The organism is Pseudomonas sp. RSB 5.4, from assembly GCF_037126175.1.
In the GTDB taxonomy this organism is placed as follows: Bacteria; Pseudomonadota; Gammaproteobacteria; order Pseudomonadales; family Pseudomonadaceae; genus Aquipseudomonas; species Aquipseudomonas fluorescens_H.
Window position 1 is genome coordinate 4,979,061 of record NZ_CP146986.1, and the last position, 22,438, is coordinate 5,001,498.

A 22,438-nucleotide genomic window follows, 5' to 3' on the forward strand; every position below is an offset into this window, starting at 1 on the left:
CCCATTCCACCGGAGCCGTCCATGTCCCGCGTTACCCTGAGTCGCTATTTGATTGAGCAGACCCGCAGCAATAACACTCCTGCCGATCTGCGCTTCCTGATCGAAGTGGTGGCGCGTGCCTGCAAAGAGATCAGCCACGCCGTGTCCAAAGGCGCCCTGGGTGGTGTTCTGGGCAGCATGGGCACTGAAAACGTCCAAGGCGAAGTGCAGAAGAAACTCGACGTGCTGTCGAACGAAATCCTGCTCGAAGCCAACGAATGGGGCGGTCACCTGGCCGGCATGGCGTCCGAAGAAATGGACAATGCCTACCAGATCCCGGGCAAATACCCGAAAGGCGCCTACCTGCTGGTATTCGACCCACTGGACGGCTCGTCGAACATCGACATCAACGCCCCGGTCGGCACCATCTTCTCGGTACTGCGTTGCCCGAACGAATACCTGAGCCAGAACGAAGCGCTGAACGAAAAAGCCTTCCTGCAGCCAGGCACCCAGCAGGTTGCTGCCGGTTACGCGATCTACGGCCCGCAGACCATGCTGGTACTGACCCTGGGCGACGGCGTCAAAGGCTTCACCCTGGACCGCGAAATGGGCAGCTTCGTGCTGACCCACGAAGACATCACCATTCCTGAAACCACCCAGGAATTCGCGATCAACATGTCCAACCAGCGCCACTGGGAAGCCCCGGTGCAACGCTACGTCAGCGAACTGCTGGCCGGCGAAGAAGGCCCGCTGAAAAAGAACTACAACATGCGCTGGGTCGCCGCGATGGTGGCCGACGTACACCGCATCCTGACCCGTGGCGGTCTGTTCATGTACCCACGCGACAGCCGTGAGCCATCCAAGCCCGGCAAACTGCGTCTGATGTACGAAGCCAACCCGATGTCGTTCCTGGTGGAACAGGCCGGCGGCGCGTCCACCGACGGTCACCAGCGCATCCTCGACATTCAGCCGGAAGGCCTGCACCAGCGTGTAGCGGTATTCCTCGGTTCGAAAGAAGAAGTCGCCCGCGCTACGGCCTACCACAAGGAATAAGCCATGAGCGCGCCCTGGCAGCCGTTGCTCGATTGGTGGTTCGGACACGCCGAATCACCGGACGAGATTGCGGCTGACAAGGGCAAGTTGTGGTTCGGCAAGAAAGACAGCCAAGACCTCGAAGCGCGTGAGCGTTTCGGGGTCTTTGTCGATCAGGCTCTCGCTGGCGAATTGACCGAGTGGACGCAACGTCCTGAAGGTTGGCTGGCGCTGGTGTTGTTGCTCGATCAACTGCCGCGCATGATTTTTCGCGACTCTCCTAAAGCCTTTTCCGGTGATCTGCGCGCGCAGAAGCTCGTCGCGCAGGGCATTGCTGCGGATTTCGACCGGCAACTGAAGCCGATCCAGCGGGTATTCATTTATCTGGTGTTCGAACACTGCGAAAACCTCGCGGTGCAGAACGAAGCCGTTTCGCGCTTTATCGATCTGCTGGCCGAACAGCCGGAAGCCGAGCGGGCGGTGTTTGCCGACAATCTGGATTATGCCGAGCGGCATCGGAAAGTGATTGCGCGGTTTGGAAGGTTTCCGCATCGCAATGCGGTGTTGGGGCGGGAGTCTACGGCTGAGGAGTTGGCGTTTCTCAGTCAGCCTGGGTCACGGTTCTGATTTGTTGAGTTCAAGGATTGCCGTTCAACAGCCTCTTCATCAAAAGTGACGGCAGGCTTTTTCTTGAGTCGACAATGATATGAACGAAGACGGTTTTTTCTCTGACTTCATAAATGACTCGGTTCATCCCGGAAATGATTTGTCGGTATTGACCAAGATTGAGCTTCTCGATTTCCTCGGGGATTGAACCGGAATAAGGAAGGTCTGCGAGACCAAGAATGGCGGTCTTGAGATCAGCGTAGATACTCTGCCACGTCTGACTCGAGAACTGTTTGATAAGGTAGGTACGGAGTTCTTTGAGATCTGTCTGTGCGGACTGAAGAATAACGACCTTTAAACTCATTGATGGTCGGCCCTGTCCAAGTCCGCGAAAACATCCTCAGCGTCTCGATACTTGCCTTCCTCAATCTCCCGATTGCCCATTGCCAATAGCTTCAGCAAAGCCATTGTGTCTTCCTGCTCCTCAAAGCTTTTCACGTCCATAACTACAAGCTTGGCTTCACCATTTTGGGTGATGACCAATGGCTCACGGCTTTCAGTGATCGACTTGACGATCTCCGCTGTATGACTTTTGAGGTAGCTGATCGGTTTGATTTGCGATGAAAGCTTCATGGTTGAGTCTCGCCAAATTGAACAGGACTGAGTTTAGTCTTAATTCAGTCCTGCGTCATTGCGAGCTGACCAGCGTATTTCAACTCAAAATTCAATCGTCGCTAACACCGTCATCGCCAGCAGGCTGCCTCCCAAAGGGGATCTGTGTCGTTCACAAAAACCTGTGGGAGCGGGCTTGCTCGCGAAGACGCCAGTGGCCGCGCCTTAGATCCTGAAGCTGCCTACCAGCTGCTTCAACCGCGCCGCCTGCTGCTCCAGATCCCAGCAAGCCCGCAAGGTCGCCTGCAGGTTCTCGACACCTTCCTGGTTCAGCGTGTTGATCTCGTTGATGTCGACGTTGATCGACTCGACCACCGCGGTCTGCTCTTCGGTCGCGGTAGCCACCGACTGGTTCATCCCGTCGATCTCGCCGATGCGTTGGGTCACGCTGCCCAGACGTTCGCCGGCCTGGTTGGCGATGCCGACGCTGCTTTCGCTCTCGCGCTGGCTCTCGGTCATGATGCTGACTGCCTGGCGTGCGCCGACCTGCAGTTCTTCGATCATCTTCTGCACTTGCTGCGCCGAATCCTGAGTGCGGTGTGCGAGGTTGCGCACCTCGTCAGCGACCACGGCGAAACCTCGGCCAGCCTCACCGGCGCGGGCCGCCTCGATCGCGGCGTTGAGCGCCAGCAGGTTGGTCTGTTGCGAGATGCTGGTGATCACTTCCAGAATCTGCCCGATGTTCACCGTGTTGCTGTTGAGGGTTTCGATGTTGCCGCAGGAGTCGCTGATTTTTGCCGACAGCTGCTGCATGGCCTGAATGGTTTTATCCACAACCTGCTGGCCGTCGACCGCCAGGCTGCGCGCGTCGCTCGAATGCTGCGAGGCGAGGGCGGCGTTCTGGGCGATTTCCTGAGCGGCGGCGCCGAGCTGGTTGATCGCCGCGGCCACGCTGTTGGTGCGGGTCGCTTGCTGATCGGAGTTGTACATCGACGAGTTCGACGCGGCGACCACGCGCAGGGCGACTTCGTTGACTTGGCCGGTGGCCGAGGACACTTCGCGGATCGAGGTGTGAATACGCTCGACGAAGCGGTTGAACGACAGGCCCAGCGCGCCGAACTCGTCGTGGCCGTGGATCACCAGGCGCTTGGTCAGGTCGCCTTCGCCTTCGGCGATGTCATGCATGGCGCGACCCATGGTCAGCAGCGGCTGCATCAGCACGCGAATCAGCATGCCGAGCAGGGCGATGATGATCACCACCGCGATCGCCATGGCGATCAGCGCCGAGGTGCGGAATTCGCTGAGCATCGAGAACGCGGTGTCTTTGTCCAGCACCAGCGCCACGTACCAGTCAGCCGATGGCACGCCGTTGACGCGGGTGAACGAGATCAGTTGGGTCTTGCCGTCGAATTCGACTTCTTTCAGGCCCGGGCTGACTTTCGGTGCGCCGTTTGGATAAGCCTCGGCGAGGGTTTTCAGAACCAGTTTGCTGTCCGGGTGAATCAGGATCTTGCCATCGGCGCTGACGATGAACGCATGGCCGTGGCCACCAAAGTTGAGCGAGTTGATGATCGCGCTGACGCTGGTCAGGTCGATGTCGGCGCCGGCCACACCGATTATCTGGCCCTGGCGCTGCACCGGGGTGGCGACGGTGATCACCAGTTTGCCCGACGACGCGGCGATGTAGGGTTCGGTGACGATGGTCTGCTGCGCGCTGTTGGCCGCCTTGTACCAGCCACGGGCGCGCGGGTCATAGTCCGGCGCGCGGTTGCCGGCGGGTACCGAGAACATCACGCCGTCAGCGCCGCCGAAGTAGCTGAGCTGGAAATTGCCGGTGTAGGCGGGCAGGTCGATGATGCGTTTGAGGCTGGCCGGGGCGCTGCCGTCGGCGGCGACCTGTTGCGACAGCGATTGCAGCAACTGGATACGGCTTTCCAGCCAGGTCTGGATGTTGCTGGTGGTCAGGCTGCCCAGTTCCTGCATCGAGGCTTCGGTGCTGCTGCTCAGGGCTTCGCGTTGTCGATAGTCGTTGAACAAAATGAAACAGGCGAATGCAACGGCCACCACGAGGGCGGCAGCCAGCAAGATCTTGTGGCTGAATTTCATGTTTCTGGTCATCGAATGAACTACCGCGAAGGGGCTGGTCGAGAAAGGGCGGCAATTTGCCACACTCGGGGGCTTTGCGCTGCTCTTATTTCGGCCTCGGCGCGCCAAAGATTAGGGGGCTTTTGTGAAAAGCGACGAAATGCTCAGAAGCCCTGCAAAGTGTCTGATTTATCGGCAAAAGCCAGACGAGCGGAGCAATAAATAGCCATTTCTGAAGGGAACCAGATGAGGGTTTTCTCTTCTAAGCTTCTGGTTGGCCCCATGCCATCCCCCTTCCGCTCCAGGAGTTACTTCATGTCGCTGCGATCTATCGCCCTTCTGACCTTTTGCGTGCTGCTCGCCGCATGCAGCAAGGTCAATCAGGAAAACTACTCGAAACTGTCGGCCGGCATGGCCAAGGCCGAAGTCGAGACGTTGCTCGGCAAACCTACCGACTGCTCGGGCGCGCTCGGCATGTCCAGTTGCACCTGGGGCGACAAGAACAGCTTTATCAGCGTGCAGTACGCCGGTGACAAAGTGCTGATGTTTTCCGGCCAAGGCCTGAAGTAAACCGGGGCTGTGCGCCCACGGGAGAAAAACAATGAAGCGGTTATTGCTTGTCCTTTTTGCCGGCCTGGTACTGGCCGGCTGCGCCACGCACGGTGAAGATCCGCTGGCGCCCAAGACGGCCCACGAGGTCAACCTCAAGCGTTACCAGGGTACCTGGTACGAACTGGCGCGGATGCCGATGTACTTTCAGCGCAACTGTGCGCAATCCGAGGCCCATTACACGCTCGAGACCAACGGCAACGTCGATGTGCTCAACCGTTGCCTGACGGCCGACTGGCAGTGGGAAGAGGTCAAGGGCACGGCTTACCCACAGGTGCCGGGCAAGACCGACAAGTTGTGGGTCGAGTTCGATACCTGGTTCTCGCGGCTGATTCCGGGTGTGGCGAAGGGGCAATACTGGGTGTTGTACGTCAGCGATGACTACAAGACCGCCATCGTTGGCGATCCGAGTCGCAAGTACATGTGGCTGCTGTCGCGCACGCCAACCGTCAACGCTGAAGTGCGTGAAGAGTTGCTGAGCAAGGCGCGGCAGCAGGGTTACGACACCACGCGCCTGATCTGGCGGGCGTCGGATCGACAGATGGCCAAAACCTCGAATTAAGCATCACCGAAGATCAAATGTGGGAGCGGGCTTGCTCGCGAAGAGGGTGTGTCAGTTAACGAAAATGTTGCTGATACACCGCTTTCGCGAGCAAGCCCGGTCCCACATTTTTGTTTTGTGTCAGCCCAAAAGTTCGCGCAGAACCTGGGTGAAGGCTCTGGCACTTTCCTCTTCGCCGGCATGCCGTCCGTCGCGCACCACCCATTGGCCGTTGACCAGCACGTCGCGCACCTGACGATCGCCACCGGCAAACAACCAGCGATTCAAGATCCCGTCACCACTGGCCGTGGCCAGATACGGGTCATTGCCGTCGAGCACGATCCAGTCCGCACGCTTGCCGACTTCCAGCGCACCGATCGGCTGTCCCAATGCCTGGGCGCCGCCATCCAGTGCCGCGTCATATAGCGTGCGCCCGACCATCGGCTGATCCGCGCCATACAAACGGTTACGCCGCTGGTCGCGCAGCCGCTGGCCGTATTCCAGCCAGCGCAACTCTTCGACCACGCTGAGCGACACATGGCTATCGGAGCCGATGCCCATGCGGCCGCCCTGAGCGAGGAAATCCACCGCCGGGAAAATCCCGTCGCCGAGGTTGGCTTCGGTGGTCAGGCACAGGCCGGCGATGGCGCGACTCTTGGCCATCAGCGTGACTTCTTCCGGGTTGGCGTGAGTCGCGTGGACCAGACACCAGCGCTGATCGACTTCGGTGTTTTCGTACAGCCACTGCAATGGACGGCGGCCGCTCCAGCTCAGGCAATCATCGACTTCCTTCTGCTGTTCGGCGATGTGGATATGCACCGGGCATTGCTTGTCGCTGGCGGCCAATACTTCGCTGATCTGCTGCGGGGTGACCGCGCGCAACGAGTGGAAGCACAGACCCAGCGATTGGGCTTTTTGCTGCGCCAGCAGGGGTTGCAGGCGTGCTTGCAGCTTCAGATAGTTTTCGCTGCTGTTGATGAAGCGGCGCTGGCCATCGTTCGGCATCTGACCGCCGAAACCCGAGTGGCTATAGAGCACCGGCAGCAGGGTCAGGCCGATGCCGCTGTCGCTTGCGGCCTGACTGATGCGCAGCGCCAGCTCGGCCGGATCGGCATATGGCTGACCGTTGTTGTCGTGGTGCACGTAGTGGAATTCGGCGACCGAGGTGTAACCGGCCTTGAGCATTTCGATGTACAGCTGACGGGCGATGACGCCGAGTTGCTCCGGGCTGATTTTTCCGACCAGCCGATACATCAGGTCGCGCCAGGTCCAGAAACTGTCGTTCGGATTACCGGCCACTTCGGCCAGCCCGGCCATCGCGCGCTGGAAGGCGTGGGAGTGCAGATTGGGCATCCCCGGCAGCAGCGGACCGCTTAGCCGCTCGGCGCCGTCTGCGGTGGAATCGGCCAGGATTCGGGTCAGCAGGCCATCGGCGCTGACCTCAAGACGTACATTGTTGGCCCATCCGTTAGGCAGCAGCGCGCGTTCGGCAAAGAAGGCGGACATGGTTCAGCACCCCATCGTGTGTTATTTGTATATACATATACAGACGTTTGCCTGCCCGGTAAACTCCGGCAAGCTAGCAACTTTCAGCCAATAAACAGGGATCAACCGTGCCGACTCCGCCTCCAGTCTCTCCGTTGGCCGCGAACCTGGGCGACAGTCCGGCGCCCTTGTACGCCCGCGTCAAACAGATGATCACCCAGCAGATCGACAGCGGTAACTGGCCACCGCACTACCGCGTGCCATCGGAAAGCGAACTGGTCAGCCAGCTCGGTTTCAGCCGCATGACCATCAACCGCGCCCTGCGCGAGATGACCGCCGACGGTCTGCTGGTGCGCATGCAAGGTGTCGGTACGTTTGTCGCCGAACCGAAGAGCCAGTCCGCGCTGTTCGAAGTGCACAACATCGCCGACGAAATCGCCTCCCGTGGCCATCGCCACACCTGCCAGGTGATCACCCTCGAAGAAGAGGCCGCCGGTTCCGAGCGCGCGCTGGCACTGGACATGCGCGAAGGGCAGAAGGTCTTCCACTCGCTGATCGTGCATTACGAAAACGATATTCCGGTGCAAATCGAAGACCGTTTCGTCAACGCACTGGTCGCCCCGGACTACCTCAAGCAGGACTTCACCCTGCAGACCCCTTACGCCTATCTCAATCAGGTCGCGCCGTTGACCGAAGGCGAGCACGTGGTTGAAGCGATCCTCGCCGAGCCGTCCGAGTGCAAGTTGCTGCAGATCGAAAAAGGCGAGCCGTGCCTGCTGATCCGTCGCCGCACCTGGTCAGGGCGGCAGCCGGTGACGGCGGCGCGCCTGATCCACCCAGGTTCCCGTCATCGTCTGGAAGGACGCTTTCATAAATGAGTCAGGTAAAGGTTTTACGCGCTGAAGGCTACCCGCGCATGCCGTGGAAAAACGGCGGCGGCAGCACCGAAGAGATTACCCGTGATGCGGGTGCCGGCCTCGATGGTTTCGGCTGGCGCCTGTCGATTGCCGATATCGCCGAGTCCGGTGGTTTCTCGACATTTGCCGGTTACCAGCGAGTGATTACGGTGCTGCAGGGCGATGGCATGACCCTGTGTGTCGACGGTGATGACACGCGTCCACTGTTACCGCTGGACCCGTTTGCGTTCAGTGGCGAAAGCCAGGTCTCGTGCACCTTGCTCGGCGGCGCGATCCGCGACTTCAACCTGATCTACGCGCCGCAGCGTTACAGTGCGCGCTTGCAGTGGCTGGACGGTGAGCAGCGGTTTTTCAGCTCGGCGGGGACGGTGTTGGTGTTCAGTGTCAGTGAGTTGCTTGAGGCGAAAGTCGCTGACAGCGTCGCGCAACTGGGCCGGCACGATTGCCTGCAACTGGACGGTAACAGTGGTCTGGTTGAAGTGGCCGTCAATGCTCCGTGCTGCGTGATCGAGCTGACAGCGCGCTGATCCTTCTGCTCATATAAAACACATTGTGGCGAGGGAGCTTGCTCCCGCTGGGCTGCGAAGCGGCCCCAAAACCGGTAGATGCCGGAATTGGGAGTCCTTCGGCCTCCAGCGGGAGCAAGCTCCCTCGCCACATTTGCGTTCACGCAGACTGTTTCCCTTCACGCACCAACTTGTTACCGAACGCCCCAGCGTGGCGCAAAACCACGGGTTCGTAACGATCCGCCGCCACCTCATTTCCTCCCTGCAAAAAAATTCATCCACGCCACAACCCTTGTGTCAGGCGCTCTCCAGCGCTGTCCGCAATTTTTCCTGAACAGCCCGCCGGCAAGTTGGCCGCTTGATTGCATATGCTTGTATGTACAAGTAAAGACGTATGCGTATAAGTCCGCAGCGTCCACTGATTCGCTTGTCGCGCATTGAGGCGCACAGGCTGCTTGCCCACTGCCAGGGTTGGTTTGAATTGATCGCTGAGGAGTCTTTTTCGTGACTGACAATAAGCCTACAACTGCCGTTTATACAAAGAGACGTGACGTCGAGATCCGCGCTGCCCGCGGCAACAAGCTGACCGCCAAGAGCTGGCTGACCGAAGCGCCGCTGCGCATGCTGATGAACAACCTCGATCCGGAAGTGGCCGAGAACCCGAAAGAGCTGGTGGTTTACGGTGGTATCGGTCGCGCTGCGCGCAACTGGGAGTGCTACGACAAGATCGTCGAGAGCCTGACCAATCTCAATGACGACGAAACCCTGCTGGTGCAGTCGGGCAAACCGGTCGGCGTGTTCAAGACTCACAGCAACGCACCGCGCGTACTGATCGCCAACTCCAACCTGGTGCCGCACTGGGCGAGCTGGGAACACTTCAACGAACTCGACGCCAAAGGCCTGGCCATGTACGGCCAGATGACCGCCGGCAGCTGGATCTACATCGGCAGCCAGGGCATCGTTCAGGGCACCTACGAAACCTTCGTCGAAGCCGGGCGCCAGCACTACAACGACAACCTCAAGGGCAAGTGGGTGCTGACCGCGGGTCTCGGCGGCATGGGCGGTGCCCAGCCACTGGCCGCCACCCTGGCCGGTGCCTGTTCGCTGAACATTGAGTGCCAACAGGTGAGCATCGATTTCCGCCTGAAAAGCCGCTATGTCGATGAGCAGGCCAAAGACCTCGACGACGCCCTGGCGCGCATCGCCAAATACACCGCTGAAGGCAAAGCGATTTCCATCGCGCTGCTGGGCAACGCGGCAGAAATCCTGCCGGAACTGGTCAAGCGTGGCGTGCGCCCGGACATGGTCACCGACCAGACCAGCGCCCACGACCCACTGAACGGCTACCTGCCGGCGGGCTGGACCTGGGAAGAGTACCGCGCTCGTGCCAAGACCGAGCCGGCCGCCGTGATCAAAGCCGCCAAGCAATCGATGGCGGTCCACGTCAAAGCCATGCTGGACTTCCAGAAGCAAGGCATTCCGACCTTCGACTACGGCAACAACATCCGTCAGATGGCGCAGGAAGAAGGCGTGGAAAACGCGTTCGACTTCCCGGGCTTCGTCCCGGCCTACATCCGTCCGCTGTTCTGCCGTGGCATCGGCCCGTTCCGTTGGGCGGCGCTGTCGGGTGATCCGCAGGACATCTTCAAGACCGACGCCAAAGTCAAAGAGCTGATCCCGGACGACGCGCACCTGCACAACTGGCTGGACATGGCCCGCGAGCGCATCAGCTTCCAGGGTCTGCCGGCACGTATCTGCTGGGTCGGTCTGGGCCTGCGCGCCAAGCTCGGTCTGGCGTTCAACGAAATGGTGCGCAGCGGCGAGCTGTCGGCGCCGATCGTCATCGGTCGCGACCACCTCGACTCCGGCTCGGTAGCCAGCCCGAACCGCGAAACCGAATCGATGCAGGACGGTTCCGACGCGGTCTCCGACTGGCCGCTGCTTAACGCTCTGCTCAACACCGCGAGCGGCGCGACCTGGGTGTCCCTGCACCACGGTGGCGGTGTCGGCATGGGCTTCTCCCAGCACTCGGGCATGGTGATCGTCTGCGACGGTACCGACGAAGCGGCCGAGCGCATTGCTCGCGTCCTGCACAACGACCCGGCCACCGGTGTCATGCGTCACGCCGATGCCGGTTACCAGATCGCCATCGACTGCGCCAAGGAGCAGGGGCTGAACCTGCCGATGATTACCGGTAAATAAACGCAATTCTGTGGGAAATGCTTTTGGTGGGAGTGGGCTTGCTCACGAATGCGCTGGATCAATCAGCACATGTTTCGAATGTGCCGGCCCCTTCGCGAGCAAGCCCGCTCCCACCAAAAGCACCCCGCGCAAGACGCTCAGTGAACTCGAATAACAATCCACAGAGGTTGAATCATGGCTGTAACCCCTGATCGTGCAAGCAACAAACCGTTGATCGAAAGGCGTTCGATCGACTACATCCCGGAAGCGGAAAGACACGGTCGTCTGTTTAGCCAGTTCACCCTGTGGATGGGTGCGAATCTGCAAATCACTGCGATTGTCACCGGGGCCCTGGCCGTGGTGCTGGGCGGTGATGTGTTCTGGTCGTTGATCGGTCTGTTGATCGGTCAACTGCTGGGCGGCGGCGTGATGGCGCTGCATGCGGCGCAAGGGCCGAAGCTGGGCCTGCCGCAGATGATTTCCAGCCGCGTGCAATTTGGCGTGTACGGTGCGGCGATTCCGATCGTGCTGGTGTGCCTGATGTACCTGGGTTTCACCGCCACCGGTACGGTGCTTTCCGGTCAGGCGCTGGGCCAGTTGTTTGGCGTCAGCGACACCGTCGGCATTCTGCTGTTCGCCAGTGTCATCGTGCTGGTCACGGTGCTCGGTTATCGGGTGATCCACTGGATCGGCCGGGTCGCCAGTGTGATTGGCGTGATTGCCTTTGTGTATCTGTTCAGCCGCCTGCTGAGCCAGGTGGACGTTGGCGCACTCCTGCAAATTCGCCACTTCAGCTGGAGCAGCTTCCTGCTGGCAGTGTCGCTCGCGGCCTCCTGGCAGATCGCTTTCGGCCCTTATGTGGCGGACTACTCGCGTTACCTGCCGAGCAAGATTTCCTCGGTGAAAACCTTCTTTGCCGCTGGCGCAGGTTCGGTCATCGGCGCGCAGGTGGCGATGGTCCTCGGCGTGTTCGCGGCAGCTTCGGCCAACGGCCAGTTCGCCGGTCACGAAGTGGCCTACATCGTCGGGCTGGGCGGCACCGGGGCCACCGCCGCGCTGCTGTACTTCAGCATCGCGTTCGGCAAGGTGACCATCTCGACGCTGAACTCCTATGGCAGCTTCATGTGCATCGCGACCATCATCAGCGGCTTCCGTGGCCACCTGACGGTCTCGCGTCTGCAGCGTCTGGTGTTCGTGCTGGTGATCGTCAGTGCGGCCACCCTGATCGCCTTGCTCGGTCAGCACTCGTTCCTCGGTGCGTTCAAGTCGTTCATCCTGTTCCTGCTGGCGTTCTTCACGCCATGGAGCGCGATCAACCTGGTCGACTACTACTGCATCACCCGCGAGCGCTATGACGTGCCGGCGCTGGCCGATCCGAACGGTCGCTACGGGCGCTGGAACCTGCTCGGGATCAGCGTCTATGTGTTCGGCGTGCTGGTGCAACTACCGTTCATCTCCACCAAGTTCTACACCGGCCCGCTGGTGGCTGCCCTCGGTGACGTGGATATCTCCTGGATCATCGGTCTGGTGCTGCCTGCTGCTCTCTATTACGTGTGCGCAAAAAAATGGCACGGCTCGGTGCCCGATCACCTGATTCTGCCGGTCGAGCAGAACAGCGATGTACAACCTGAAACAAGTGGGGCCAGTCGCGCTGCGGCGCAGGCCTGACTGGACGTGGACAGGGCTGGATGCCTCTTGAACTGCCGTAAGCCAATTCATGATTAGGAGCGTCGCGACAATGAAATCGAACAAGACCCTGCTGACCACATTGCTGTCCATGGGCCTGTTGGCCAGTGCCGGTGCGACTCAGGCAACTGGCTGGTGCGAATCGGGCAAACCGGTGAAGTTTGCCGGCCTGAACTGGGAAAGCGGCATGCTGCTGACCGACGTCCTGCAAGTGGTTCTGGAGAAAGGCTACGACTGCAAGACCGATAGCTTGCCGGGCAACTCGATCACCATGGAGAACGCCCTGAGCAGCAACGACATTCAAGTGTTCGCCGAAGAGTGGGTCGGCCGCAGCGAGGTCTGGAACAAAGCCGAGAAGGCCGGCAAGGTTGTCGGTGTCGGCGCGCCGATCGTTGGTGCGGTCGAAGGCTGGTACGTGCCGCGCTACGTGATCGAAGGCGACGCCAAGCGCAAGCTTGAGCCGAAAGCGCCGGACCTGAAAAACATCGCCGATCTGGGCAAATACGCAGCCATTTTCAAAGACGCCGAAGAGCCGTCCAAGGGCCGTTTCTACAACTGCCCGGCCGGCTGGACCTGCGAGCTGGACAACAGCGAAATGCTCAAGAGCTACGGCCTGGAAAACAGCTACACCAACTTCCGTCCGGGCACCGGCCCGGCGCTGGATGCGGCGGTGCTGTCGAGCTACAAGCGTGGCGAGCCGATCCTGTTCTACTACTGGTCGCCAACCCCGCTGATGGGCCAGATCGACGCGGTCAAGCTGGAAGAAAAACCGGGCGTCGACAAGAGCGTGAGCATCAAGGTCGGCCTGTCGAAAACCTTCCACGAGCAGGCGCCGGAACTGGTGGCCGTGCTGGAAAAGGTCAATCTGCCGATCGACCTGCTGAACCAGAACCTGGGCCGCATGGCGAAGGAACGTATCGAGTCGCCGAAGCTGGCGAAAATCTTCCTCAAGGAACATCCTGAAGTCTGGCATGCGTGGGTCAGTGACGACGCAGCCAAAAAAATCGACGCGGCGCTGTAGGTCGATACCTCCCGGTCAACCGTGAGGCTGGCCGGGAGATATGCCGTAAATCGCTTGATTGAGATTTCTGATTGAGAGCCGCTTATGTTTCCCGAAAGCTTTACCTTTTCCATCGCCGACTGGGTCAACGGTTGGGTCGATGCGCTGGTCACCAACTACGGTGATGTATTCCGCCACATCTCGGACACGCTGCTGTGGGCCATCGTCAACCTCGAAGGCCTGCTGCGTGCGGCGCCGTGGTGGTTGATGCTGGCGATCGTCGGCGTCGTCGCCTGGCACGCCACGCGCAAAGTCGTCACCACTGCGGTCATCGTCGGTCTGTTGTTCCTGGTGGGAGCTGTCGGCCTGTGGGACAAACTCATGCAGACCCTGGCGCTGATGATGGTCGCGACGATCATTTCGGTGCTGATCGGCATTCCGCTGGGGATCCTTTCGGCGCGCAGCAATCGCCTGCGTTCGGTGCTGATGCCGCTGCTCGACATCATGCAGACCATGCCCAGCTTCGTGTACCTGATTCCGGTGCTGATGCTGTTCGGTCTGGGCAAGGTTCCGGCGATTTTCGCCACGGTGATCTACGCCGCGCCGCCGCTGATCCGTCTGACCGATCTGGGCATCCGCCAGGTCGACGGCGAAGTGATGGAAGCGATCAACGCTTTCGGTGCCAACCGCTGGCAGCAACTGTTCGGCGTGCAACTGCCGCTGGCCCTGCCGAGCATCATGGCCGGGATCAACCAGACCACCATGATGGCCCTGTCGATGGTGGTGATCGCCTCGATGATCGGCGCCCGTGGTTTGGGTGAAGACGTGCTGGTGGGGATTCAGACCCTCAACGTCGGACGCGGCCTCGAAGCCGGTCTGGCGATCGTGATTCTCGCAGTGGTCATCGACCGCATTACTCAAGCGTACGGTCGGCCACGGCATGAGGTGAGCAAATGAGCAACGCAACCGTGAGCAAGATCGAAGTCAAAAACGTCTTCAAGATTTTCGGCAACCGCGCCAAGGACGCACTGGCGATGGTCGGCCAGGGCAAGACCAAGGATCAGGTGCTGAACGAAACCGGTTGCGTGGTCGGGGTCAACGACCTGTCGCTGAGCATCGGCACCGGTGAGATCTTCGTGATCATGGGCCTGTCCGGCTCGGGCAAATCCACCTTGGTGCGCCACTTCAACCGCCTGATCGACCCCACCAGCGGCGCGATCCTGGTCGATGGCGTGGACATCCTGCAATACGACATGGAAGCGCTGCGCGAATTTCGCCGGCACAAGATCAGCATGGTGTTCCAGAGCTTCGGCCTGCTGCCGCACAAGACCGTGATCGAGAACGTCGCCTACGGTCTGAAAGTGCGCGGCGAAAGCAAACAGCTGTGCAACGAGCGCGCCTTGCACTGGATCAACACCGTGGGCCTCAAAGGCTACGAAAACAAATACCCGCACCAGCTCTCCGGCGGCATGCGTCAGCGTGTCGGCCTGGCCCGCGCCTTGGCGGCGGACACCGACATCATCCTGATGGACGAAGCCTTCAGTGCGCTGGACCCGCTGATCCGCGCCGAGATGCAGGACCAGTTGCTCGAGCTGCAAAAGACCCTGCACAAGACCATCGTCTTCATCACCCACGACCTCGACGAGGCCGTGCGCATCGGCAACCGCATCGCGATCCTCAAGGACGGCCGCCTGATTCAAGTCGGCACCCCGAGAGAGATCCTGCATTCGCCGGCGGATGAGTATGTCGACCGGTTCGTGCAGCGGCGGGCGGCGGTGGTTTGACAGATTTTGTGGTGAGACAGCTTTGTGGGGAGACAGCTTGTGGTGAGGGGATTTATCCCCGATGGGTGGCGAAGCCGCCCCAAAAATCTCCAGCCTGGCTGCTTCAGGTACACCGCATGCAATCCTGAGGGCTGCTGCGCAGCCCATCGGGGATAAATCCCCTCACCACAGGTTTTTGTATCAACAGAATTGGCATGAGGTTTCAGATGTCCCAGGCTGAAAAAATCATCATCACCGGTAACCCCCTGCGTTGGCAGGACGTGGTCGCCGTTGCCCGTCACGGCGCAAAACTTGAGCTGTCGAGCGAGACCTGGGCGCGCATCGAAAACGCTCAGGGCATCGTCCAGCGCATCGTCGAAAGCGGCGAACGCGCTTACGGCGTCAACACCGGTCTGGGCGGTTTGTCCAACGTCTCGCTGAAGGATGAACAGCTCAGCCAGCTGTCGCGCAATACCTTGCTCAGCCACGCCTGTGGTGTCGGCCCGGTACTGCCTGATGAACAAACTCGCGCGATCCTCTGCGCGGCGATCCACAACTACAGCCACGGCAAATCCGGCATTCATCGCCGTGTGGTCGAAGCACTGCTGGCACTGCTCAATCGCGGCATCACCCCGCAAGTGCCGGCGCAAGGCTCGGTGGGTTACCTGACGCACATGGCGCACATCGGCATCGCCCTGCTGGGCGTGGGCAATGTCAGCTATCGCGGACAGATCACCTCGGCGCAACAGGCGCTGGCCGAAGAAGGCCTGCAACCGGTGCAGCTCGGTGCGAAGGACGGTTTGTGCCTGGTCAACGGCACCCCGTGCATGACCGGCCTTAGTTGCCTGGCGATCGCCGATGCGACGCGGCTGGTGCAGTGGGCCGATGTGATCGGCGCCATGAGCTTCGAAGCGCAGCGCGGGCAGATTGCCGCGTTCGATGCCGAGATCATCGCGCTCAAACCGCACCCGGGCATGCAGCAGGTCGGGATCAACCTGCGGGCCTTGCTCGACGGCAGTGAAGTGATCGCGGCCAGCCAAGGCATTCGTACTCAGGATGCGCTGAGCATTCGTTCGATCCCGCAGGTGCACGGTGCGGCGCGCGACCAACTGGAGCACGCGATCAAACAGGTCGAGGCCGAGCTCAACGGTTGCACCGATAACCCGTTGCTGCTGGGCACGCCGGAGAATTTCCGGGTGATGTCGCAGGCCAACCCGCACGGTCAGTCAGTGGCGATGGCGGCGGATCTGCTGGCGATTGCCATGGCTGAAATCGGCTCGATTGCCGAGCGCCGCCTCGATCGTCTGGTCAACCCGCACGTCAGTGGTCTGCCGGCGTTTCTGGTGGCCAACCCGGGGGTGAACTCCGGGATGATGATCGTGCAATACGTCGCCGCTTCGCTGTGTGCCGAGAACCGCCAACTGGCGCAACCGGCAGTGCTCGACAACTATGTCACCTCGGGCCTGCAGGAAGACCATCTGAGCATGGGCACCAGCGCTGCGCTGAAGCTGCACCGCGCCTTGGAAAACTGCACGCAGATCCTCGCCATCGAGTACCTGCTGGCGGCGCAGGCCTTTGAATTCCTCAAGGAGCAGCGCTTTGGCGCGGGCACTGACCAGGCCTGGCGCCTGCTGCGTGAAACAGTCCCGGCCTACGATCAGGATCGCTGGCTGGCGCCGGATATCGCCGCCGCCGCGAACGTTTTGAAAGACCCGAATTCGCTGCACAAAGTATTACCGAATCTGCACTGATTTTTACAACGCCAGCGTGCCAAGGCGCGGATCGTCCAAAAGGCGAAATGCGACGGACAACGGAATTATCCGGAGCGACTGGCGAGCCAATAACAAACTCTCAAAAGGAGCATTTTAATGACTGCGCTGAACCTGATTCCCGGCCAACTGAGCCTGACCCAACTGCGTGACGTCTATCAGCACCCGGTCAAACTGACCCTCGACCACAGCGCCTCCGCGCAGATCGAGGCCAGCGTGGCCTGCGTCGAGCAGATCCTCGCCGAGAACCGCACCGCCTACGGCATCAACACCGGTTTCGGCCTGCTGGCGTCGACCCGCATCGCCAGCGAAGACCTGGAAAACCTGCAGCGTTCGCTGGTGTTGTCTCACGCTGCCGGTGTCGGCCAGCCGATCAGCGATGAGTTGGTGCGCTTGATCATGGTGCTCAAGGTCAACAGCCTCAGCCGTGGTTTCTCCGGCATCCGCCGCGTGGTGATCGACGCGCTGATCGCGCTGATCAACGCCGAGGTTTATCCGCACATTCCGCTCAAGGGATCGGTCGGTGCATCGGGTGACCTCGCGCCGCTGGCGCACATGTCGCTGGTGCTGCTGGGCGAGGGCAAGGCGCGTTACAAAGGCGAGTGGATGGAAGCCACCGAAGCGCTGAAAGTCGCTGGTCTGACCCCGCTGACGCTGGCGGCGAAAGAAGGTCTGGCACTGCTCAACGGCACTCAAGTGTCTAGCGCATTTGCCCTGCGCGGTCTGTTTGAAGGTGAAGACCTGTTTGCCGGTGCGCTGGCAATCGGCGGTCTGACGGTTGAAGCGGTGCTCGGTTCGCGCTCGCCGTTTGACGCGCGCATCCACGCGGCCCGTGGGCAGAAAGGTCAGATCGACGCCGCCATGGCTTACCGCGATCTGCTCGGTGAGCGCAGCGAAGTCTCTGATTCGCACCAGAACTGCGAGAAGGTCCAGGACCCGTACTCGCTGCGTTGCCAGCCGCAAGTCATGGGCGCCTGCCTGACCCAGTTCCGTCAGGCCGCTGAAGTGCTGGTGGTCGAAGCCAACGCCGTCTCTGACAACCCGTTGGTATTCGCGGCTGAAGGCGACGTGATTTCCGGTGGTAACTTCCACGCCGAACCGGTGGCCATGGCCGCCGACAACATGGCCCTGGCCATCGCCGAAATCGGCTCGCTGAGCGAACGCCGCATCTCGCTGATGATGGACAAGCACATGTCGCAGCTGCCGCCGTTCCTGGTGGCCAATGGCGGCGTCAACTCCGGTTTCATGATCGCCCAGGTGACCGCCGCGGCACTGGCCAGCGAGAACAAGGCACTGTCCCATCCGCATTCGGTCGACAGCCTGCCGACCTCGGCCAACCAGGAAGACCACGTGTCGATGGCTCCGGCCGCCGGCAAGCGCCTGTGGGAAATGGCCGAGAACACTCGCGGCATTCTCGCGGTGGAATGGCTGGCGGCGGTGCAGGGGCTGGATTTGCGTAACGGTCTGAAGACCTCGGCCAAGCTGGAGCAGGCGCGGGCGACTCTGCGCAAGGAAGTGCCGTTCTATGAGAAGGACCGCTTCTTTGCGCCGGACATCAATGCGGCGACTGAGCTGCTGGCTTCGCGCTGCTTGAGCGAATTGGTTCCGGCGAAATTGCTGCCTAGTTTGTAAGTGTTTTTCAGGGGGAGTTTTGTTGTTGCTGAAATCGATCCCCCTCACCCCAGCCCTCTCCCCCAAGGGGGAGAGGGGGAAGGGAGCCAATCTTCATTGTTTTCAGAGCCGGAGTTCGGCTCAAGATTCTCAGGTCGATGTATCTCGACAGAACAACCCGGTCAGTCCCCTCTCCCTCCGGGAGAGGGCTAGGGTGAGGGGCTTTTAAAGGCTCCCCACCAAACCAATTCCAACGGAGGCCAACAGTGAAAACCCTCTGGCAACACTGCCACGTCGCAACCATGGCGCAGGGCGTCTACTCGATCATCGAGGACGCAGCCATTGTGACGTCCGGTGCGCACATCGAGTGGATCGGTCCGCGCAATCTGCTGCCGTCCGGCGAATACCCGGCGGTCAACGATCTGCAAGGCGCGTGGGTGACCCCGGGGCTGATCGACTGCCACACCCACACGGTGTTCGGCGGCAACCGCAGCGGCGAATTCGAGAAGCGCCTGCAAGGCGTCAGCTACGCCGAGATCGCGGCGCAGGGCGGCGGCATCGCCAGCACCGTGCGCGCTACTCGTGAAGCGAGCGAAGACGAGCTGTTCGCCAGCGCCGCCAAACGCCTGAAAAGCCTGATGCGCGACGGCGTGACCACGGTCGAGATGAAGTCCGGCTACGGTCTGGATCTGGCCAACGAGCGCAAGATCCTGCGGGTCATCCGTCGCCTGGAAAAAGAGCTGCCGATCAGCGTGCGCAGCACCTGTCTGGCCGCCCACGCGCTGCCGCCGGAGTACAAGGATCGCGCCGACGACTACATCGACCTGATCTGCAGCGAAATGCTTCCCGCACTGGCTGCCGAAGGGCTGGTCGATGCTGTGGACGCGTTCTGTGAATACCTGGCGTTCTCGCCGGAGCAGGTCGAGCGGGTGTTCATCACCGCACAGAAGCTCGGCCTACCGGTGAAGTTGCACGCCGAGCAATTGTCATCCCTGCACGGCTCCAGTCTGGCCGCCCGCTATAAGGCGTTGTCCGCCGATCACCTGGAGTTCATGGACGAAGACGACGCCATCGCCATGGCCAAAGCCGACACCGTCGCCGTGCTGTTGCCGGGAGCGTTCTACTTCCTGCGCGAAACCCAGCTGCCACCGATGGACGCCCTGCGCAAGCACAAGGTGAAAATCGCCATCGCCAGCGACCTCAACCCGGGTACCTCGCCCGCGCTGTCGCTGCGCCTGATGCTGAACATGGCCTGCACCTGTTTCCGCATGACCCCGGAAGAAGCCCTGGCCGGCGCGACCATTCATGCCGCGCAGGCGCTGGGCATGGCTGACACCCACGGTTCGCTGGAAGTCGGCAAGGTCGCGGATTTCGTCGCCTGGCACATCGATCGTCCGGCGGACCTGGCCTATTGGCTCGGGGGTGATCTGGACAAACGCGTCGTGCGTCACGGCGTCGAATCAAGTCTGTAGGAGAGCGGTTGTGGATAAGGTTCTGAGTTTCAAACAAGGTCGCGTGCCCCTGCTGATCAGCATGCCGCATGCCGGTGTGCGCCTGACGTCTGCGGTCGAGGCCGGGCTGATACCGGACGCGAAAAGCCTGCCGGACACCGACTGGCACATTCCGCAGCTCTACGATTTTGCCGAAGAGCTGGGCGCCAGCACCCTGGCGGCCGAGTACTCGCGGTTCGTCATCGACCTCAACCGTCCGTCCGATGACAAGCCGTTGTATGCCGGCGCCACCACAGGCCTGTACCCCGCGACGCTGTTTGACGGTATCCCGTTGTTCCGCGAAGGTCAGGAACCCTCCAAAGCAGAACGCGCAACTTATCTGGAACAGGTCTGGACGCCGTACCACCGCACTCTGCAACAGGAACTGGCGCGGCTGAAAGCCGAGTTCGGCTATGCGCTGCTATTCGACGCGCATTCGATCCGCTCGATCATCCCGCACCTGTTCGACGGCAAACTGCCGGACTTCAACCTCGGCACCTTCAACGGCGCCAGCTGTGATCCGCAATTGGCGGAGCAACTGCAGGCGATCTGCGCCCGGCATGGCAATTACAGCCACGTGCTCAACGGGCGCTTCAAGGGCGGCCACATCACCCGCCATTACGGCAACCCGGCCGAGAACATCCACGCCGTGCAACTGGAGCTGTGCCAGAGCACCTACATGGAAGAGTTCGAACCGTTCCGCTACCGCGCCGATCTGGCGGAGCCGACGCGGGTGGTGCTGAAGGAGTTGCTGCAGGGCTATCTGGCCTGGGCAAAGTCGCACTACACCGCATAACCCACTGTGGGAGCGGGCTTGCTCGCGAAGGCGGCGCATCAGGCAACATATGCGTTGAATGACACAGCGCTTTGGCGAGCAAGCCCGCTCCCACAGGTTTTGTATGCAGCAGAAAAATTGTGACTGCGTACGGGCATGCTCATTGACGTAAATCGGGTTTATGATGCCCAACGGCAGAATAATAGAAGTCCCCCCAGGGATGACCTCGACCCCTTACGGAGCGCGCAATGCAGACATTGTTTCCGCAGATCAAACCCCATGCCCGGCACGATCTGGCTGTCGATGACACCCACACGCTGTACGTCGACGAAAGCGGCTCGCCGGAAGGCTTGCCGGTGGTGTTCATCCACGGCGGCCCGGGTGCCGGTTGCGACGCGCAGAGCCGTCGCTATTTCGATCCGAACCTGTATCGCATTGTTACCTTCGACCAGCGCGGCTGCGGACGCTCCACCCCGCACGCCAGCCTGGAAAACAACACCACCTGGGATCTGGTCGCCGACCTCGAGCGTATCCGCAAGCACCTGGGCATCGACAAATGGGTGTTGTTCGGCGGTTCGTGGGGTTCGACCCTGGCGTTGGCCTACGCGCAAACCCATCCGGAGCGCGTACACGGCCTGATCCTGCGAGGGATCTTCCTCTGCCGCCCGCAGGAAATCGAGTGGTTCTATCAGGCCGGTGCCAGCCGTCTGTTTCCCGATTACTGGCAGGACTACATCGCGCCGATCCCGCTGGACGAGCGCGACGATCTGCTCAGCGCCTTCCACAAGCGTCTGGTCGGTAACGATCAGATCGCCCAGATGCACGCGGCCAAGGCCTGGTCGACGTGGGAAGGGCGCACCGCGACCCTGCGGCCGAACCCGCTGGTGGTCGACCGCTTCTCCGAACCGCAGCGCGCCCTGTCGATCGCGCGGATCGAGTGTCACTACTTCACCAACAATGCGTTCCTCGAGCCGAATCAACTGATCCGCGACATGGGCAAGATCGCCCATCTGCCGGGGGTGATCATTCACGGTCGTTACGACGTGATCTGTCCGCTGGACAACGCCTGGGAGCTGCATCAGGCGTGGCCGAACAGCGAGCTGCAGGTGATTCGCGACGCCGGTCACGCCGCGTCCGAACCGGGCATCACCGATGCGCTGGTGCGTGCCGCGAGCAACATGGCCCGTCGCTTGCTCGACCTGCCGCCCGAAGAAGCATGAAGGGGCTTTTACAGCGCGTGCGCGGTGCGCGAGTCGAAGTCGCGGGAGAGATAGTCGGTGCGGTGGATCAGGGTTTGCTGGTATTGGTGGCGGTCGAACCCGACGATACCCGTACCAGCGCCGACAAACTTCTGCATAAGCTGCTTAACTATCGGGTATTCAGTGACGCCGAGGGCAAGATGAATCTGTCCCTGGCGGATGTAGGTGGCGGGTTGCTGCTGGTCTCTCAGTTCACCCTGGCTGCCGACACCAAGAGCGGGTTGCGCCCGAGTTTCTCGACCGCGGCCCCTCCGGCATTGGGCGAGGAATTGTTCGACTATCTATTAAGCAAAGCGAAACAGATGCATGGCACTGTGGCATCAGGTAGATTCGGCGCGGATATGCAGGTGCACCTGGTCAACGATGGCCCGGTAACCTTCCTGTTACAGACATGAAAGCGCTTGAAACATCTTTTCAAGGGCTTTTCGACTGAAAACAGGCGTTTTTCGCGATAAATACTTTGTTACCCCTGATGCGTTGTCACGCGGGCTACTAGATAATCGCGCGCTATGGGGATCAGCGTTCGCTGTTC

The 22,438-nt window shown here is 60.9% G+C and carries 21 protein-coding genes; 17 read left to right on the top strand and 4 right to left on the bottom strand.

The window, feature by feature from the left end:
- The first annotated feature begins 21 nt into the window (after nt 1-21).
- Both V9L13_RS22540 and V9L13_RS22545 read left to right on the top strand, forming a co-directional pair.
- Entirely contained in the window at nt 22-1,032 is a 1,011-nt protein-coding gene (locus V9L13_RS22540) for a class 1 fructose-bisphosphatase (protein ID WP_003220797.1), read from the top strand.
- 3 nt (nt 1,033-1,035) lie between these two features.
- Complete coding sequence (locus tag V9L13_RS22545) at nt 1,036-1,638, top strand: DUF924 family protein (RefSeq protein WP_338800580.1); 603 nt, start codon at nt 1,036-1,038, stop codon at nt 1,636-1,638.
- 10 nt (nt 1,639-1,648) lie between these two features.
- Here the strand turns inward: V9L13_RS22545 and V9L13_RS22550 are convergent, their stop codons facing one another.
- The 3 genes from V9L13_RS22550 to V9L13_RS22560 form a co-directional block, all read right to left on the bottom strand.
- On the bottom strand, nt 1,649-1,981 hold the full coding sequence (locus V9L13_RS22550) for a type II toxin-antitoxin system RelE/ParE family toxin (protein ID WP_338800581.1): 333 nt from the start codon (nt 1,979-1,981) through the stop codon (nt 1,649-1,651).
- Nucleotides 1,978-2,250: a type II toxin-antitoxin system Phd/YefM family antitoxin gene (locus V9L13_RS22555; protein ID WP_047290864.1), complete on the bottom strand. Its 273-nt coding sequence runs from the start codon at nt 2,248-2,250 to the stop codon at nt 1,978-1,980. Before V9L13_RS22555 ends, V9L13_RS22550 begins: the two co-directional genes overlap by 4 nt.
- A 204-nt stretch (nt 2,251-2,454) precedes the next feature.
- Nucleotides 2,455-4,347 (bottom strand): methyl-accepting chemotaxis protein, encoded by a 1,893-nt coding sequence (locus V9L13_RS22560; protein ID WP_338800582.1) that lies wholly within the window; start codon nt 4,345-4,347, stop codon nt 2,455-2,457.
- Between the two features lie 282 nt (nt 4,348-4,629).
- Between V9L13_RS22560 and V9L13_RS22565 the strand changes: the two genes are divergently transcribed.
- Both V9L13_RS22565 and V9L13_RS22570 read left to right on the top strand, forming a co-directional pair.
- A complete protein-coding gene (locus tag V9L13_RS22565) occupies nt 4,630-4,884 on the top strand; it encodes a hypothetical protein (protein WP_003220802.1) in 255 nt (84 codons plus the stop codon).
- 31 nt (nt 4,885-4,915) lie between these two features.
- Nucleotides 4,916-5,485 (top strand): lipocalin family protein, encoded by a 570-nt coding sequence (locus V9L13_RS22570; protein ID WP_003220803.1) that lies wholly within the window; start codon nt 4,916-4,918, stop codon nt 5,483-5,485.
- Nucleotides 5,486-5,605: 120 nt separating this feature from the next.
- On the opposite strand, the gene V9L13_RS22575 is transcribed toward V9L13_RS22570, so the two are convergent.
- Entirely contained in the window at nt 5,606-6,970 is a 1,365-nt protein-coding gene (locus V9L13_RS22575) for a formimidoylglutamate deiminase (protein ID WP_103485257.1), read from the bottom strand.
- A 188-nt stretch (nt 6,971-7,158) separates the two neighbouring features.
- On the opposite strand from V9L13_RS22575, the gene hutC reads away from it, so the two are divergent.
- From hutC to dtd, 13 genes are all read left to right on the top strand, one after another.
- Complete coding sequence (hutC, locus tag V9L13_RS22580) at nt 7,159-7,827, top strand: histidine utilization repressor (protein WP_232324077.1); 669 nt, start codon at nt 7,159-7,161, stop codon at nt 7,825-7,827.
- Nucleotides 7,824-8,393: a HutD family protein gene (locus tag V9L13_RS22585; RefSeq protein WP_338800583.1), complete on the top strand. Its 570-nt coding sequence runs from the start codon at nt 7,824-7,826 to the stop codon at nt 8,391-8,393. Before hutC ends, V9L13_RS22585 begins: the two co-directional genes overlap by 4 nt.
- A 483-nt stretch (nt 8,394-8,876) precedes the next feature.
- On the top strand, nt 8,877-10,574 hold the full coding sequence (gene hutU, locus V9L13_RS22590; protein WP_338800584.1) for a urocanate hydratase: 1,698 nt from the start codon (nt 8,877-8,879) through the stop codon (nt 10,572-10,574).
- 174 nt (nt 10,575-10,748) lie between these two features.
- The gene (locus V9L13_RS22595; RefSeq protein WP_338800585.1) at nt 10,749-12,221 is read left to right on the top strand and encodes a cytosine permease; all 1,473 of its coding nucleotides are present in this window, start codon (nt 10,749-10,751) and stop codon (nt 12,219-12,221) included.
- A gap of 70 nt (nt 12,222-12,291) precedes the next feature.
- On the top strand, nt 12,292-13,260 hold the full coding sequence (locus V9L13_RS22600) for an ABC transporter substrate-binding protein (protein ID WP_338800586.1): 969 nt from the start codon (nt 12,292-12,294) through the stop codon (nt 13,258-13,260).
- 84 nt (nt 13,261-13,344) lie between these two features.
- Nucleotides 13,345-14,196, top strand: a complete 852-nt coding sequence (locus V9L13_RS22605) for a proline/glycine betaine ABC transporter permease (protein ID WP_150750164.1) — start codon at nt 13,345-13,347, stop codon at nt 14,194-14,196.
- Nucleotides 14,193-15,023 carry a glycine betaine/L-proline ABC transporter ATP-binding protein gene (locus V9L13_RS22610; RefSeq protein ID WP_003220814.1) on the top strand — a complete coding sequence of 277 codons (831 nt, stop codon included), beginning with the start codon at nt 14,193-14,195 and terminating at the stop codon, nt 15,021-15,023. Before V9L13_RS22605 ends, V9L13_RS22610 begins: the two co-directional genes overlap by 4 nt.
- Nucleotides 15,024-15,229: 206 nt before the next feature.
- The gene (hutH, locus tag V9L13_RS22615) at nt 15,230-16,753 is read left to right on the top strand and encodes a histidine ammonia-lyase (protein ID WP_338800587.1); all 1,524 of its coding nucleotides are present in this window, start codon (nt 15,230-15,232) and stop codon (nt 16,751-16,753) included.
- A 117-nt stretch (nt 16,754-16,870) separates the two neighbouring features.
- Nucleotides 16,871-18,403: a histidine ammonia-lyase gene (hutH, locus tag V9L13_RS22620; RefSeq protein ID WP_338800588.1), complete on the top strand. Its 1,533-nt coding sequence runs from the start codon at nt 16,871-16,873 to the stop codon at nt 18,401-18,403.
- Nucleotides 18,404-18,648: 245 nt separating this feature from the next.
- A complete protein-coding gene (hutI, locus tag V9L13_RS22625) occupies nt 18,649-19,854 on the top strand; it encodes an imidazolonepropionase (protein ID WP_338800589.1) in 1,206 nt (401 codons plus the stop codon).
- Nucleotides 19,855-19,864: 10 nt separating this feature from the next.
- Nucleotides 19,865-20,668 (top strand): N-formylglutamate deformylase, encoded by an 804-nt coding sequence (hutG, locus tag V9L13_RS22630; protein WP_338800590.1) that lies wholly within the window; start codon nt 19,865-19,867, stop codon nt 20,666-20,668.
- A 227-nt stretch (nt 20,669-20,895) separates the two neighbouring features.
- Nucleotides 20,896-21,867: a prolyl aminopeptidase gene (gene pip, locus V9L13_RS22635; RefSeq protein ID WP_003220824.1), complete on the top strand. Its 972-nt coding sequence runs from the start codon at nt 20,896-20,898 to the stop codon at nt 21,865-21,867.
- A complete protein-coding gene (gene dtd / locus V9L13_RS22640; protein ID WP_003220826.1) occupies nt 21,864-22,301 on the top strand; it encodes a D-aminoacyl-tRNA deacylase in 438 nt (145 codons plus the stop codon). The genes pip and dtd overlap by 4 nt, the downstream gene beginning before the upstream one ends.
- Nucleotides 22,302-22,438: the final 137 nt, after the last annotated feature.